At 59.3% G+C, this 14,212-nt stretch carries 12 protein-coding genes; 7 read left to right on the top strand and 5 right to left on the bottom strand.

What is annotated here, in order from left to right:
• The first annotated feature begins 15 nt into the window (after positions 1–15).
• Entirely contained in the window at positions 16–765 is a 750-nt protein-coding gene (locus B9N93_RS07685) for a YdcF family protein (protein WP_085212409.1), read from the top strand.
• A 10-nt stretch (positions 766–775) separates the two neighbouring features.
• On the opposite strand, the gene B9N93_RS07680 is transcribed toward B9N93_RS07685, so the two are convergent.
• The 3 genes from B9N93_RS07680 to B9N93_RS07670 form a co-directional block, all read right to left on the bottom strand.
• The gene (locus B9N93_RS07680) at positions 776–1,444 is read right to left on the bottom strand and encodes a pilin (protein WP_085212407.1); all 669 of its coding nucleotides are present in this window, start codon (positions 1,442–1,444) and stop codon (positions 776–778) included.
• A 175-nt stretch (positions 1,445–1,619) separates the two neighbouring features.
• Positions 1,620–2,135: a YfiR family protein gene (locus B9N93_RS07675; RefSeq protein ID WP_176225184.1), complete on the bottom strand. Its 516-nt coding sequence runs from the start codon at positions 2,133–2,135 to the stop codon at positions 1,620–1,622.
• 75 nt (positions 2,136–2,210) lie between these two features.
• Positions 2,211–4,193, bottom strand: a complete 1,983-nt coding sequence (locus B9N93_RS07670) for a TonB-dependent receptor plug domain-containing protein (protein ID WP_176225183.1) — start codon at positions 4,191–4,193, stop codon at positions 2,211–2,213.
• A gap of 875 nt (positions 4,194–5,068) precedes the next feature.
• On the opposite strand from B9N93_RS07670, the gene B9N93_RS07665 reads away from it, so the two are divergent.
• From B9N93_RS07665 to B9N93_RS07645, 5 genes are all read left to right on the top strand, one after another.
• Positions 5,069–6,517, top strand: coding sequence for a circularly permuted type 2 ATP-grasp protein (locus B9N93_RS07665; RefSeq protein WP_085212401.1), 1,449 nt, complete (start codon positions 5,069–5,071; stop codon positions 6,515–6,517).
• A gap of 5 nt (positions 6,518–6,522) precedes the next feature.
• Positions 6,523–7,494, top strand: a complete 972-nt coding sequence (locus B9N93_RS07660) for an alpha-E domain-containing protein (protein WP_085212399.1) — start codon at positions 6,523–6,525, stop codon at positions 7,492–7,494.
• A gap of 129 nt (positions 7,495–7,623) precedes the next feature.
• Positions 7,624–8,862 carry a hypothetical protein gene (locus B9N93_RS07655; RefSeq protein WP_085212397.1) on the top strand — a complete coding sequence of 413 codons (1,239 nt, stop codon included), beginning with the start codon at positions 7,624–7,626 and terminating at the stop codon, positions 8,860–8,862.
• A gap of 110 nt (positions 8,863–8,972) precedes the next feature.
• Positions 8,973–9,230: a hypothetical protein gene (locus B9N93_RS07650; RefSeq protein ID WP_125468888.1), complete on the top strand. Its 258-nt coding sequence runs from the start codon at positions 8,973–8,975 to the stop codon at positions 9,228–9,230.
• Positions 9,231–9,338: 108 nt separating this feature from the next.
• Entirely contained in the window at positions 9,339–9,818 is a 480-nt protein-coding gene (locus tag B9N93_RS07645) for a YchJ family protein (RefSeq protein ID WP_085212393.1), read from the top strand.
• A 60-nt stretch (positions 9,819–9,878) separates the two neighbouring features.
• Here B9N93_RS07645 and B9N93_RS07640 read toward each other — a convergent pair whose 3' ends face one another.
• Both B9N93_RS07640 and B9N93_RS07635 read right to left on the bottom strand, forming a co-directional pair.
• Positions 9,879–11,588 (bottom strand): pilin, encoded by a 1,710-nt coding sequence (locus tag B9N93_RS07640; RefSeq protein ID WP_125468887.1) that lies wholly within the window; start codon positions 11,586–11,588, stop codon positions 9,879–9,881.
• A gap of 222 nt (positions 11,589–11,810) precedes the next feature.
• Positions 11,811–12,473: an HAD family hydrolase gene (locus tag B9N93_RS07635; protein WP_176225182.1), complete on the bottom strand. Its 663-nt coding sequence runs from the start codon at positions 12,471–12,473 to the stop codon at positions 11,811–11,813.
• 504 nt (positions 12,474–12,977) lie between these two features.
• On the opposite strand from B9N93_RS07635, the gene B9N93_RS07630 reads away from it, so the two are divergent.
• Entirely contained in the window at positions 12,978–14,204 is a 1,227-nt protein-coding gene (locus tag B9N93_RS07630) for an argininosuccinate synthase (protein ID WP_085212387.1), read from the top strand.
• Positions 14,205–14,212 lie beyond the last annotated feature (8 nt).

Here is a 14,212-nt window from a genome sequence, read left to right as displayed (position 1 = left end):
CCCGACCTATCCCACATGAATTGGAACTGGCTATTCACCCACCTAGCCGCCGGCCTGCTATTGCCGCCGCTGAACCTATTGCTGCTGGGCACGGCGGGATACTGGCAAGCGCGGCGGCGTCCGCGCCTGGGCCTTAGCTTGCTCGGGCTGGCCTTGTTGGGATTATGGTTGCTCGCGACGCCCTGGGTGGCGGGGCGCCTGCTGGCGACCCTGGAACCGCCCTACGCGCCCATCCGGGGCGACGAGGCCGAGGCCATCGTGATCCTGGGCGGCGGGCTGCGCTACGACGCACCGGAATTCGGCGGCGGCGACACCTTGAACGCCCGGACCTTGGAGCGGGTGCGCTATGGTGCCCGTTTGCAACGTCTGACCGGCAAGCCGGTCCTGGTCACGGGCGGTGCCCCGGACAACGAAAGCGCCGAGGGGCCGTTGATGAAAGCGGCGTTGGAGGCGGAATTCGGGGTGCCGGTGGCCTGGGTGGAGGAGCGCTCGGCCAACACCCGCGAGAACGCGCGTTTTTCCGCGCCCTTGCTGAAGGCGGCGGGCATCCGCCGCATCTATCTGGTCAGCCATGTCTGGCATCTGCCCCGCGCCATCCCCGAATTCGAGCGCGAGGGTTTCGGCGTGGTCGCCGCCGGAACCGGCTATCAATCCAGCGGCGACAGCCATTTCTTCGATTTCCTGCCCAGCGCCAGCGCCCTGATGTCCAGCTATTACGCCTGCCATGAATGGGTGGGAAGGGTGTGGTACCGGCTACGCGGGTGATGTGGGCCGGTTATGGACGGCATTCGACCGGCAAGTACGCGGCGGGCACCGAGGTCCGGTTCACGCCGTGGGCCACCATGCCCCGGACCGGCTCCGCATAGCCGCACAACCATGATAGCGGGCTGGCCGGGTTATCCCCGACCTGGGCGGGACGCAAGCTGATGGTTTTGCCGTTGATAACCGGGTCGGCGCGATTGCCCAAGGCGATATGGATGGCCCCGTCCTCGACCGCGATGCCGGTCGTGTAATTGCCGATGAGTTGCTCCGGGTCCGGCAGGCCCGCCGCCGGGTTGTCGCGCGGGAATTGGCCGAGCGAGGCGTAGACTTCCGTGACCGCCATTTTTCCTGGTGCCCCCAATAACAAGGCTTCTTGGATTTGGCTGCGGATGGGGGCATCCGGCTGTGGAATACCATTCAGAGGAGGCGCGGCGGCCATAGCGGCCATATCGGTATCCTGGCAGGAATAGGCACCGGGATTGAGCCAACAATAGACCCATTGCAGCGGATCGCGGCCGGTATCGCCCCACACCACCAGGAAGCCGACCACGAGCGTGATGCCCGCGATAGTCTGGGCCAAGCGCCCGATGCGGCTCTTGGATTGGAACACCGCCTGAAACGCGAGCGGCGCGGCGACGACCGCGAGCAGGCCGATGAGGATTTCGATCAAGACTTTAATCAAGCGACAACTCCTATACAGTAAAGCCCAAGGCTTTGGGCGGATTTCGGCTAGAGTGTTTTCGGTTTGGGTATACGGTCCTCAGCATAGGATGGGCACGGAATACGCACCCACCCTATAGAAAACATGAAAACGCCCCAGCGCCTTAATGCCCCGGATCAAGACAAAACCCATATTCTCACTCGATAATCTTAGCCAATGCCAATAACTGCGCCCTGAGCATAAGACCGGCTTTTCTTGCCTTGCCGAGATTGATATCGAAACCCAGGTGATCGTCCTTTCTGACGAGTTCGATCATGCCGCCTTGCCGGGCGAAGCCGGGAATATCGCTGACCGTCAAAATAGGCCGGTCCATGATTTTATTTAACAGGGTTTCCGCCTGGGCGCTCGCGGGCAGACCCATAAATAATACCTGACAGGAGCCGAATCCGTGGTCGGCGGCGGCGATTAAAGCCAACACCTTGATTTCATGGTTATAGATGGTTTTTCCGCTCACTTCCGTCAACAATGCGGCCATAATGGGTTCGCCCACCAAGCAAATCGTCAAGGGTGCCGAATCGGCGAGAATCCCCCGTGGCCATTCGGTGAATTTCGCGAGATTGACCAGGATGGCGGCTTTCACCTTATATTCCGAAGAGATATCCGACCCGGCGGATACCGGGTATGTAATAAGCACCAACACCATGGCGATCATCAATAAGCACCATCGGGCCAGGAGTTTATGGCTCGGGCGGCGCGAAGACATCGCATACATGAATCGCAAGATGCCCTAAAACCTGTAATTCAGCATGGCCCGGAAATTACGACCTAACTGGGGGATGCCATTCAGGCAGGCTCCCAAGTTATCGCAATGTTCCTCCCCGGCCACACCGAAATAAGTTTGATCGAACAGGTTGTAAACGCTGGCCGAAACCTCGAAATCCTTGAGTTGCCCTTTGAAAAGCTGGTCGGTCCTCAATGTGAGGTCGATCACGGGATAAGCTTCCAAGGACTTGCCCCGCCCCGGCAGGGTTTTGCGGCCACCGGTATAGAGGAACTGCGTCCCCAGGCGGAAAGCCTTGTCCCAGAGCGGTAGGGAAAGATTGAGTTTCACCAGGTTCCCAGGCGAATTCGGGGGGGTTCCATCGATCAAAACGCCCTGTTGTTTCACATCCACCCAGGTATAACTCCCCCGCAACCGGGTGCCATTCTCCCAAAAGTATTCGATTTCCGCCTCGGTTCCCCAGGCGTTGGCCTTGTCTTGGTTACGGAAAATCAGTTGATCGTTGTCGGTGGTGAGATTGATCAAATCGGTGATCTCATAACGAAACCCCGAAGCCGCCATCCGCAGACGGTTCGAGGGTTGATATTCGATCACGACTTCATAGGTGGCGATTTTCTCCGGCTGCAAATCGGGATTCGACCGGGAACCTCCCGATGCATAATAGAGTTCATAGGCATTCGGCGCACGGAACGCCGTACCGTACAGGAGCTTGAACGCCGTGCTATCCCAAGGTTTATAAATCAGCGCGACACGGGGGTTGACGGTATCGCCGAAGGTGCTGTAATAATCGTAGCGAAGCCCGGCATCTAGCGTTAGATCGTGGAAGATATTGACATCGTCCTGGGCGTAAAAACCGTAGCGATAATTATGTACATCGCTTTCCGTGTAAGCCAGATAAGGATTAACATCAAAATTGGCGGCTTCGAGGTTGAAATTATTCTGGTATTCGCCGCCGAACACAAGCTTATGTCGGTCAAAATAGGTGCTGACGAATTTTAATTCGGTACCGGCCCAATTGGCCCGGCCCCGGTCTTTATTGAGGGTCGGTGGACTGTAAATATAATCGCCATCGTAGTCATGGCTGCCGGAATAAGCATGGGCATATAAGTCGAGACTCTCGGAAAGAGATCCATTATAAGATAGGTCGATGAAATACTGCTGGTCAAGGGTGAAGCTTCCACCAACACCCAACAACTGTCCGAAAGAGGCGGTCGGGATTTCCTTCTTGCGGTTCACGAACCCGCCTTCGAATTTGAATCCCCGGTACGACAGTTTGCCGAACAAACGGTCGGCGCGGTCGCCATCCGCATGCGCAACCCGGCCCGAATTGGAATCGGGCGCATTGAATTCCGGGAAAACCAGGTTTTGTCCATCGGCGGATTGGCGCGAGCCGGATAATAGCAGGTTGGCACCATTATCGAATTGTTTGCCGTAGGTGCCCCGTTCCTTGTTATAGCCGAAGCTACCATATTGCCCAGACAATTCGCCGCCTTGATAATGCGTTCCGTCTTTGGTGATGACGTTGACGACGCCAAAAAAAGCATTATTGCCATACAAGGCGGACCCTGGTCCAGAAACATATTCAACCCGGTCGATCAAATCGACATCGAGCAGAAAGTCGGTTCCCAGGGAAGCCTGGTCGGCGGCTGGATCGTTGGTGCGATAACCATCGATGAGCAGCAGGATTTTGGAGTTGTAGTCGCCGGATGGGCTGAAACCGCGCGCGCCGAGATAGCTATAATTGTAATCGTAGTGGGTATACAGACCGCGAATACTATTGAGTATTTCGCCCAAGGTCCGGTATCCATAATCCTGGATATCCTGCGCGGTAACAATACTGACCAGCGCCGGCGCATCGATTTTTTTCTGCGGAAATTTCGAGGCGCTATACACCTCGATATTCATCAACTGTTCTAATGGCAAATCGATCAATTCGTCCAGTTCAGCTCCAAAGCCGATGGTATTCGCGATGGTCCATAAGATAGCCATGCGGATAAAAAGCAAAACCAGGCTGAAACGGGATAGGCACATGGACTGGCGGGGCGGAGCGGTTGCTCATGAATGCAAAATTATGGGCTTTTGCTTACAAGCCCGTAGGCGCGGCTAGCGCGGCGCAATCGCACGGATTCATGCCCTCCGATTACGCCAGAACATTTTCACATGGCTCGGTGGGCACGAATACGTGCCCAACCTACGGCTTGGGTGTACACCCAAACCGAAAATGCTCTAGGCTAATCGGAGCGGAGCCACGCGGGCTTCTCCTCAAACCACCATCAAACTCGCCGGATCGATCCAAATCCCGTTCCCAGCAATTCCTTGGTGTCGCCAGCGCCCACCAACTTCAAATGAAGCGGCCAATTGATTCAAACGCTCGACCAAGACGGCGCGAACGGCATCGCGATCCGGGTACGGTCCCCGTTGGCGGCGATATGGAAGATGTCGCGGAACCGATTATAAGCTGTCTCCCAATCCACGAAAGTACCGTTTTGCGGCACCCTCCAGCAGGCGCTTTTATGAAAACCTGAAAACGGTTATTTAATCCCCGAGAAAGCGGGCTTCTGGATCAGATGCGGGGTTTCAATGCCGAAGCAAGCGCTCTCCGCCACCAAGACAAGCGAGTTTATCCCGGAGCGGCGGGTCTTGGCGGGAACCCACACAGCCACCGCCCTTCACTATCGGCATCGAGCGCTTGGACGCCCAAAATCCGTCCACGCACCATCCAGGTGCAAGCCACGCCCGAAAACTCCCCCATCCCGGCCCGGCCCGGCCCACCCCGTTCCGGCCCGCAGGCCCGCCATTCCCGCGCCCCCACCCCGTGGCACGGCTTCTGCAAACCCCGAGCGAAAAGACCCAGGACAGCGCCCATGAAAATCGCCCACGACGAATATGCCCTCAACCAAGCTTACGACGAGCTCCTAGACACCGACCTCAAACCCCGGCCCGCCGCACGGGCCTTGTTCGAATACCTCGATTCGCTCCCGCCCAGCGAGGTGGATGCCCGCCGCCAGTCGGTGGACGCCGCCATCATGACCATGGGCATCACTTTCACCGTCTACAGCGAGGCCGGCAATATCGACCGCGCCTGGCCGTTCGACATCATCCCCAGGGTCTTGGCGAAAAAGGAATGGATACGGATCGAGGAAGGACTGAAACAGCGCCTGACCGCGCTCAACCTGTTCATCAACGATCTTTATAACACCCAGCAAATCGTCAAGGACGGGGTGTTTCCCGCCGAGGTGTTGGAAGGCTCGCGCAATTTCCGCCAACAATGCCGGGGGATTTCGCCCCGTTTCGGCGTGTGGGCGCATGTGTGCGGGACCGATTTGGTGCGCGACAAGGACGGCACGGTCTATGTGCTGGAGGATAATCTGCGCGTACCTTCCGGCGTGTCCTACATGCTGGAAAACCGCCAGTTGATGAAGCGGCTGTTCCCGGAGGTGTTCCAATCCTCCATCATCCTGCCGGTGGACGACTACCCCACCCAGCTTTACGACACCCTGGCCGCGCTTTCCCCGCGCGAGGTCGAACGCCCGGTGGTGGCGGTGTTGACGCCCGGCATCTTCAATTCGGCCTATTTCGAGCATAGTTATCTGGCCCAGCAGATGGGTGCGGTCTTGGTGGAGGGTTCGGATTTATTCGTCGGCGGCGACGACCAGGTGTATATGCGGACCATCACCGGGCCGCGCCGGGTCGATGTGATCTATCGCCGCATCGACGACGATTTCCTCGACCCGGAAGTCTTCCGCGAGGATTCCACCCTCGGCGTGCGCGGCCTGATGCGCTCGTGGCGGGCGGGCAAGGTCGGCATCGCCAACGCCCCCGGTGCCGGGGTGGCCGACGACAAGGTGGTCTATGCCTTCGTGCCCAAAATCATTAAATACTATTTGAACGAAGAGCCCATCCTCGCCAATGTGCCGAGCTATCTTTGTATGTACGACGAGGAACGGGATTATGTGCTGGACAACCTGGACAAGCTGGTGGTGAAACCCGCCAACGAATCCGGCGGCTACGGCATGATCATCGGCCCCAGGGCCACCCCGGAGGAGCGCGCCAAATTCGCCGAATTGATCCGCGCCAATCCGCGCAACTATATGGCCCAGCCCACCTTGGATATTTCGACCGCCCCCACCCTGGTCGGCGACCATCTCTCGCCGCGCCACCTCGACCTGCGGCCTTTCGTGTTGCAATCGAACCGGCTGTACGCCACCACCGGCGGCCTGACCCGCGTGGCTTTGAAGGCTGGTTCCCTGGTGGTGAATTCGTCGCAGGGCGGCGGCAGCAAAGACACCTGGATCGTAGATACGGAGGAATAAGTAAAATGTTATCCCGAGTCGCCGAGAATCTTTATTGGATGGCCCGCTATCTGGAACGGGCCGAGAATACCGCCCGCCTCATCAATACCACCACCCAAGTACTGCTGGACCTACCGAAGGGCGCGTCCTTCGGCTGGGATATCCTGCTGAAAGTGGTCGGGCTAGATAAGTTATTCGACGAACATTATACCGAGGCCAACGAAGCCAATATCATGCGCTTCCTGATCCAGGACGAGCGCAATCCAAGTTCCTTGGTGTCCTGCGTGCGCTGCGCCCGCGAGAACAGCCGTACCTTCCGCGAAATCCTGCCCAAGGAATTCTGGGAGCGGGTGAACGGGCTTTATCTCTATATGCGCGAACACGCCCCCGCCGCCGCCCAGAATCGGGCGCAGCGCTACGAGGTGTTGAACCAGGTGGTGGACCGCGGCCAATCCCTGGCGGGGATGTTGGTCGGCTGTATGAGCCACGATCTGGCCTACCAATTCATCGAACTCGGACGCAACCTGGAACGCGCGGACATGACCTCGCGCATCGTCGATATCAATTCCGCCGTGCTGTTGCCGCGGGATGGCGGCGCCCTGGAGCCGATCCAGGAACGGCTATGGATGAGCGTCTTGAAGGCTTTGAGCGCCTATCAGATGTACCGCCGCCATGTCGATGTGCATGTGCGCGGCACCGCCGTGTTGAGCTATCTGCTGCTGGACCCGCATTTCCCACGCACCGTGCGCCATTGCCTCGCCAAGATCGACGAATGCCTCTCCACCCTGCCCGACCACGCCCAGGCCATGCGGGCGGCACGGCGGTCCTGGCGGCGTTTGGCGGGCTTGCGCTGGGAGGGTTTGACCCCCGCCGTGCTGCACGAATATCTGGACCAATGCCAGAAGGATTTCGGCGATATTCACGCGGCGGTTTCGGCGCAGTATTTCTATCGGGAGCAACCGGAAACCTTGCCGCCTACGCAGCAGCAAGCGGCATAGTCCAGTAAACCCCATAGCCCGGATTCAGCTATGCCGCATCCGGGCTATTTTTCCAATCCTGGGACGCGGCGCGTCCTTGAACCCATTCCCACGCGGCGCGCGGGAACGAAAAAGACAAAAAGGCTTTCGATGACCGTTTCTTCTTTGCATTTCCCCCGTTATGGCGACAAGCAAAACTCCCCTTTCTTCGAGGAATATCTGACCAACCTCCTGGAAGAACGCGACCGGGTCGGCCTGACCGAGATGATCCGCCAGATCGACGCCCTGATGATTACGGTGGAACCCGGCCATTCCGTACCCTATGTGGGCGAACTCTGCCTGATGACGCCCTATGAATACTTGGTGACGTTGGAATCGGAAAGCCATAACACCCACATCCTGCGCATCGACATGAATGCGCCGGATATCCTGGTGCGCGAGGTGAAAAACCCCATGACCCAGGGGATTTTCCGCAGCCTGAACGAGGTCTACCCCATCGGTGCCCATAAACCCAATTCGCGCTATATGGGCGAAGTGTTCCGGGTCAGCAACCTGCACGAGGTGGTGGAATTACAAAAGTCCCGCGATGTGCGTTTCTTCAACCAAGAGCAAATCCGCAAACTGGAATTACCGGGTAATATGGCCGTGGTCAAGCCTTCGCCTTATACCCATAATATCGTGGGTTATTGGGAACGGCCCGAGCAAAGTATCCGCGTCTATGCGCTGGGCTTGAGCTGCATCCGCGACGATGTGCAGCGGGCCTATCTCGAAGCCAAGGAAACCCGCGCCAAACTGGGGCTCGATCCCTTGCTGCTACCTATCGACCATCTCGCCACCCGTATTTACAGCCAGAACCGCGAAGCCTCGATCCTGGAATATCTGACGCTCACCAGTTATTACTATTGGGGTTCCTACGATATCGCCGCGCAAAACTCCTCGACCAATGTCACCAAGAGCGTGCATTACGAGAACGAGTTGGAAAGCCCGGCCAAGGTATTTACAGCGGCCAACCATCCCTATTTCGTCAACCACCTGCTGAAACTGCCCTCGCCCACCGAGCAATTCGTGCGTAACTTCGGGCCGCGCCTGCATCATCTCGCGGTGGCGGTGAACGATGGCGAAACCCAGGGCAAAACCAATATCGATTACGTGGTCGATACCCTGCGGGAATGCGGCAAGGATTTCCTGCTGGACGTGATCGGCTCGCAGGAAGAAGGCTTGAAACAGATTTTCTCCAGCGCTTCGGAATATTCCTCTTTGATCGTGGAATATGTACAGCGCTTCGGCGATTTCCAAGGCTTCTTCACCAAGGACAACGTGGCGGAATTGACCCATGCTGCCGGGGTGGAGGAAAGCTTGCGGGCCTTGCAGGCCGAAGTCGCCGCTTGAGCCTGGGCGGCGGACATCGACCCGGCGCGGGAGGAATGGCATACTGCCGCGGCCCGGTCGGCGCTCCGGCGCGGCCCGCTCATCCCTTCATCCCGCGAGAGGTAAGCCCCATGAAAACACACTCCCTGATCATCCCAGCACTCGTCTTGACACTCGGCTCTTCCCATTGCCTCGCTGAGCAGCCGAATATGCAAAACGCCCTGGACTACCTGAAACAGGCTAAGGACAGTTTGCAAAGGGCGAGCCAGGATAAGGGCGGCCATCGCGGCTCCGCGATCCAAGCCATCAACCAAGCCATCCAGGAGGTCAAGGCGGGGATGGAATACGACCGCGAACATCAGTCGAAAGAAGAAAAGAACAAAAAATAGGATGAAGCCAGGCGTCCCTCGACCCTGCTAGAATCCCCGCTCCCGCGCCGGACGGCTTATCCCACGAGCCTTCCGGGGCATCTTCCAATCCCCTTGCAAGTTTGTTCCATGGATATTTTCGCCCCCTGCGTTTGTGGCTCCGGCCAGCTTTACGGCCAGTGCTGCGGCCCCCTACTGTCCCGCCAATTCCCGGCCCCCACGCCGGAAGCCTTGATGCGCTCGCGCTATACCGCCTTCCAATTGCGCGACGCCGATTACGTCCGCGACACCTGGGACCCGGCCCACTGTCCGGCCAAGCTGGATTTCGAAGGCGACGCCCGCGTCTGGTCCAAGCTGGATATCCTCGCCACCCTCGGCGGTGGCGAGGACGACCAGCGCGGCGTGGTGGAATTCAAGGCCCAGTTCGAACTGGGCGAGGACACCTATATGATCCACGAGGTCAGCCGCTTCCACCGGTTGGAAGGGCGCTGGGTTTATCTGGACGGCACCATCGCTTATCACGGCAAGATCGCCCACCAGGGCAAGACGCTGGCCAATGCGCCCTGCCCTTGCGGGAGCGGGAAGAAGTATAAGAAGTGCTGCGGATAACGAAGCCCACGCCGTGGTCCCGCTGCGGAGACCACGGCACTGGGTCGGATTAGGTGGGGCTTAGGGTCGGCAGTTTATAGGCAGATACTCATTGGCAACGGTGGTCGCTGCTAAACCTCCCCCTATAGGTGAAAAGAAGCCCGTCGGAATGTTGGCATTGCCACAGACCCAAGTAAGCTTGCCATCCGGCGAAACATAGGGGGTTAAGCCCAGCGTCCTTGCCGTAAGATTCACATTCGCACCCCAACCATAGGTGATGGTCAATGCTCCCGCAGCCACCGCGATCCCTTGCACATAATTACCACTGATATCCGAAGGATATGGCAAACCCAAATTGGTACTGTTGGCATTGGCGAGCATCCCTTGAGTCTTATAAATCTTTTCAACTGTGGCCTGTAGTTTCCTTGCCAAGCGCAAGCCTTCCTGGATGTCTTTGTCGATAGGAGCGACACCCCCAATCTGACAATTCGGCGGTAAGTAAGTATCGTTGAAAGTGGTTATTGGAGGAACACTACCGTTAGGGAGAGTCGTTCCAGTGGGCACAACTGAATTGCCACATTGCCAGACCACATCGCCACCATTGTTCCGCCAAGGTGTGAGGCCCAAGCTCTGGCCGACTATCCTGCTGCTAGCCCGGTTGCCATAGGTGATAGTAATCCCACCGCCCCGGACATCCACCGAACTCACATAATTGCCGCTGGTATCGGCGGCACTAGGTGTCAGGCCGATAGCGGCCCGGTTCGCCGGAGCGGAACCCACCTTGGCGATGTAGTTCTGCACCTTGAGCTTGATCGGAGCTGCCAGTTTCAACCCCTCTAATACCTGCTTCGGGATCGCGGCCGCACCAGCTGCGCTGCACTGCGCCGGAAGATATTGGCTATCCAGGGTGGTGTTTCCGATACTCCCCACCGGATTCAAACCCACCGGCGCGGGGGCCAGCCCACATTGCCACGTGATCGACCCGTCGGCGGAGCGGTACGGGGTCAGCGCGAGGACCATGCCCGCGATGGGGGCGGCCGCGAAATTGCCATAGGCGATATTGACCACCCCACCACTAATATCCACCCCCGAAACATAGTTGCCCACCGTGTCGGTCGGGGACGGGGAAAGCCCGGCCTGGCTCCGGTCCTGGGGCGCGGTGCCATGGGATTTGATGTAGCGCTCGACACTGGCCTGCGCCGCCACCGCCAGACCCAAGCCCTCGTTAACCTGGGATGGGATGGATGGAGCGTTCGACAGGCCGCAGGGCGCGGGCAAATACTCGTTTGGGACCGAGGTTGATCCCGCCCCCACGCCGGGCAGGGGCATAACACCGGGCGGCACCGGGGCGAGGCCGCATTGCCAGGATATGCTGCCGTCCGCTGAACGCCCAGGAGTGAGTGTGAGGGTCGCACCGACGATCTCCGCGTTCGCCTGGTTCCCGTAGGTGAGGGTGATCACGCCCCCGGAAATATCGAGCGCGGTCACATATTTACCGATGGTATCGCTGGGCGCGGCACTCAGGCCGGCGTCAATCCGATCAGCAGGGGCTATGCCCCGGTACGCGAAATATTCCGCGACCTTGGCCTGGGCGGTAACGGCGAGCCTCAAACCCTCGGCGACCTGGGACTGGATGGCCTGCGCCGGGGTCTGCTTCGCGTAAAGGGTGGTAGGCGCGATCACGCCGATACAGGCCAAAACCAACGGCACGGCGGACCTTGGGGAGCGACGGCGGCGGGGTTCGCTTGCCGTCCCCAGTCCGGCAAAAAACTTGCGGGACTCAAAGTTCATTCGGTATCTCCTAGACATATAGTGCCTTTAAATACAGGCGGTGCGGATTAGCGCCGCACCCCAACCACATCAAGAAACACATTCATTATAACTTCAAGACCCACAAGCCACGCCATTGAGCCATATGCCGCCTATCCCTTTGATAGGGCCACTCATTCGTTCCACGTCAGAGCGCACTTGTGTTCGGAGGATTGCAGCAAAAGCCCTTTTCCATATTCCTACCTATGTCCCCCACCGCGCCAAGTTCCAGCCTCGCTCCCCGGCCCAGGCCGCCAAGCGCCGATCGGGATTGACCGCCACCGGATAACCTACCGCCGCCAACATATAACGGTCCTCGTAGGAATCGCCGTAGGCATGGCTCAAAGCCAGATCGATCCCTTCGCGTTCAGCGATTTCGCGCACGATCCCGGCCTTCGCGCCGCCATAGCACACCCCGCCCACGACCTCGCCGGTGAACCGCCCCGCCACCACTTCCAAGGTGGTGGCATGGCAGCCGTCCACTTCCAGATGCGCGGCGAAACAATCCGCCACGGCATCGACGGTGGCGGACACGAGGTAGACCGCCCGGCCTTCGGCCCGATGTTGGGCGATGACGGCGCGGGCTTCCGGGTGTATGGCTGGTGCGAACACTTCGCGGAACACCTGTTCCGCCACCGCCGCGATTTCGGCCCGGGATTTCCCGCGCAGCAAGTCGCGGACAATGCCCCGCTTCATCGCCGCATAGCCGGCCTCGTCCAAACGCTGATAGCGCAGATAGGCCAGCAATACGCCGAGCAACTGCCGCAGGCCCACCAGTTTGCGGGCGTGGAGCCGCTGGACGAAACGCTTCTCGGTGGAAAACGGAAGCAGGGTTTTGTCGAGATCGAAAAAGGCCGCTGATTTCATGAGGTACCGCCGGATTGGAATTCGGGAGGCCGCGCCATCGGGCGCGGGAAGGCCATTGTCCACGGCGGGCGGGGGAACACAAGCCGGGCCGGCACCGGAATGGGATGCCACATGCGGCAATTCCCGGAGCTTTCCCCGGATTTTGCCCCACAGGATGGCGCACACCGCCGCCACCCCGCCGGATTTAGCGGGCATCGCGCTTGGCACGGAGCCTGCTTTATAAGCCCTAGCGGCCGGTGAGCGCCAGGCAAGGATGCCGCCCGAAAGTGATTTTCATCCGCACGGTGTCGCATGAAAAACGCTTTCGGCCCGCCCTCATCGGCACGCACCAAATTCCGGGAGACCGCCTTGGTCCGGCGGCTCCCACCGGCTTCCGCCTTTTGAGTTACTCCCTCTTGACCCTGTCTCGGTGCCGCCCTAGGAAGGCGGCTTTTTTTTGCCCGGAATCCGCGTGGTCGCGGCTATAATCTCCCGCTTTTCCCGTTCCCGGATCAGCTAATCACCATGTCCACCCAAACCGTGAAAAAAGTCGCCCTCGCCTATTCCGGCGGGCTCGATACCTCCGTCATCCTGCAATGGCTCAGGGAAACCTATGGCTGCGAAGTCGTCACCTTCACCGCCGACCTCGGGCAGGGCGAAGAACTGGAACCCGCCCGCGCCAAGGCCACGGCGATGGGCATCCAGGAAATCTATATCGACGACCTCAAGGAAGAATTCGTGCGCGACTTCGTATTCCCGATGTTCCGCGCCAACACCATTTATGAAGGCGAATACCTCCTCGGCACCTCCATCGCCCGCCCGCTCATCGCCAAGCGTTTGATCGAGATCGTCAACGAAACCGGCTGCGACGCCATCTGCCACGGTGCGACCGGCAAGGGCAACGACCAGGTGCGGTTCGAACTGGGCGCCTACGCCCTCAAGCCCGATATCAAGATCATCGCCCCCTGGCGCGAATGGGAACTGAGTTCCCGCGAAACCCTCTTGGCCTACGCGGAAAAGCACAACATCCCCATCGAAATGAAGCGCGGCAAAGGCTCGCCTTATTCCATGGACGCCAACCTGCTGCATATCTCCTACGAAGGCGGCATCCTCGAAGACCCCTGGGCCGAGCCGGAAGAAGACATGTGGCGCTGGAGCGTCAGCCCGGAAGCCGCCCCGGACCAAGCCACCTACGTGGTGCTGGGCTATGAGCAAGGCGATATCGTCAGCATCGACGGCGAACGCCTGACCCCGGCCCAGGTGCTGGCCCAGCTGAACCAACTGGGCGGGGCCAACGGCATCGGGCGGCTCGATATCGTGGAGAACCGCTATGTCGGCATGAAATCGCGCGGCGCCTACGAAACCCCCGGCGGCACCATCATGCTGAAAGCCCATCGCGCCATCGAATCCCTGACCCTGGACCGCGAAGTGGCCCACCTCAAGGACGAACTCATGCCGCGCTACGCCAGCCTGATCTACAACGGCTATTGGTGGAGCCCCGAGCGCCTGATGCTGCAACAGATGATCGACGCCTCCCAGGCCAAGGTGAACGGCGAGGTGCGGGTCAAGCTGTACAAGGGCAATGTCAGCGTGGTGGGCCGTCAGTCGGCCAGCGACAGCCTGTTCGACATGAACATCGCCACCTTCGAGGACGACAAGGGCGCGTACAACCAGAAGGACGCCGAAGGCTTCATCAAGCTGAACGCGCTCAGGATGCGGATCGCGGCCAAGAAGGGCGCGAAGTTCGCCTAACGCCGTTT

It is taken from the genome of Methylomagnum ishizawai (genome assembly GCF_900155475.1).
Taxonomy (GTDB): domain Bacteria; phylum Pseudomonadota; class Gammaproteobacteria; order Methylococcales; family Methylococcaceae; genus Methylomagnum; species Methylomagnum ishizawai_A.
Note: the sequence above shows the minus strand (reverse complement) of the source record. Positions and strands in the feature narration are given on the sequence as shown.

Coding starts and splice junctions, on each gene's coding strand:
- B9N93_RS07640 (WP_125468887.1), bottom strand. CDS start 11,588: ATGAACTTTGAGTCCCGCAAGTTTTTTGCCGGACTGGGGACGGCAAGC.
- B9N93_RS07660 (WP_085212399.1), top strand. CDS start 6,523: ATGTTATCCCGAGTCGCCGAGAATCTTTATTGGATGGCCCGCTATCTG.
- B9N93_RS07650 (WP_125468888.1), top strand. CDS start 8,973: ATGAAAACACACTCCCTGATCATCCCAGCACTCGTCTTGACACTCGGC.
- B9N93_RS07665 (WP_085212401.1), top strand. CDS start 5,069: ATGAAAATCGCCCACGACGAATATGCCCTCAACCAAGCTTACGACGAG.
- B9N93_RS07645 (WP_085212393.1), top strand. CDS start 9,339: ATGGATATTTTCGCCCCCTGCGTTTGTGGCTCCGGCCAGCTTTACGGC.
- B9N93_RS07655 (WP_085212397.1), top strand. CDS start 7,624: ATGACCGTTTCTTCTTTGCATTTCCCCCGTTATGGCGACAAGCAAAAC.
- B9N93_RS07630 (WP_085212387.1), top strand. CDS start 12,978: ATGTCCACCCAAACCGTGAAAAAAGTCGCCCTCGCCTATTCCGGCGGG.
- B9N93_RS07675 (WP_176225184.1), bottom strand. CDS start 2,135: ATGATCGCCATGGTGTTGGTGCTTATTACATACCCGGTATCCGCCGGG.
- B9N93_RS07670 (WP_176225183.1), bottom strand. CDS start 4,193: ATGGCTATCTTATGGACCATCGCGAATACCATCGGCTTTGGAGCTGAA.
- B9N93_RS07685 (WP_085212409.1), top strand. CDS start 16: ATGAATTGGAACTGGCTATTCACCCACCTAGCCGCCGGCCTGCTATTG.
- B9N93_RS07635 (WP_176225182.1), bottom strand. CDS start 12,473: ATGAAATCAGCGGCCTTTTTCGATCTCGACAAAACCCTGCTTCCGTTT.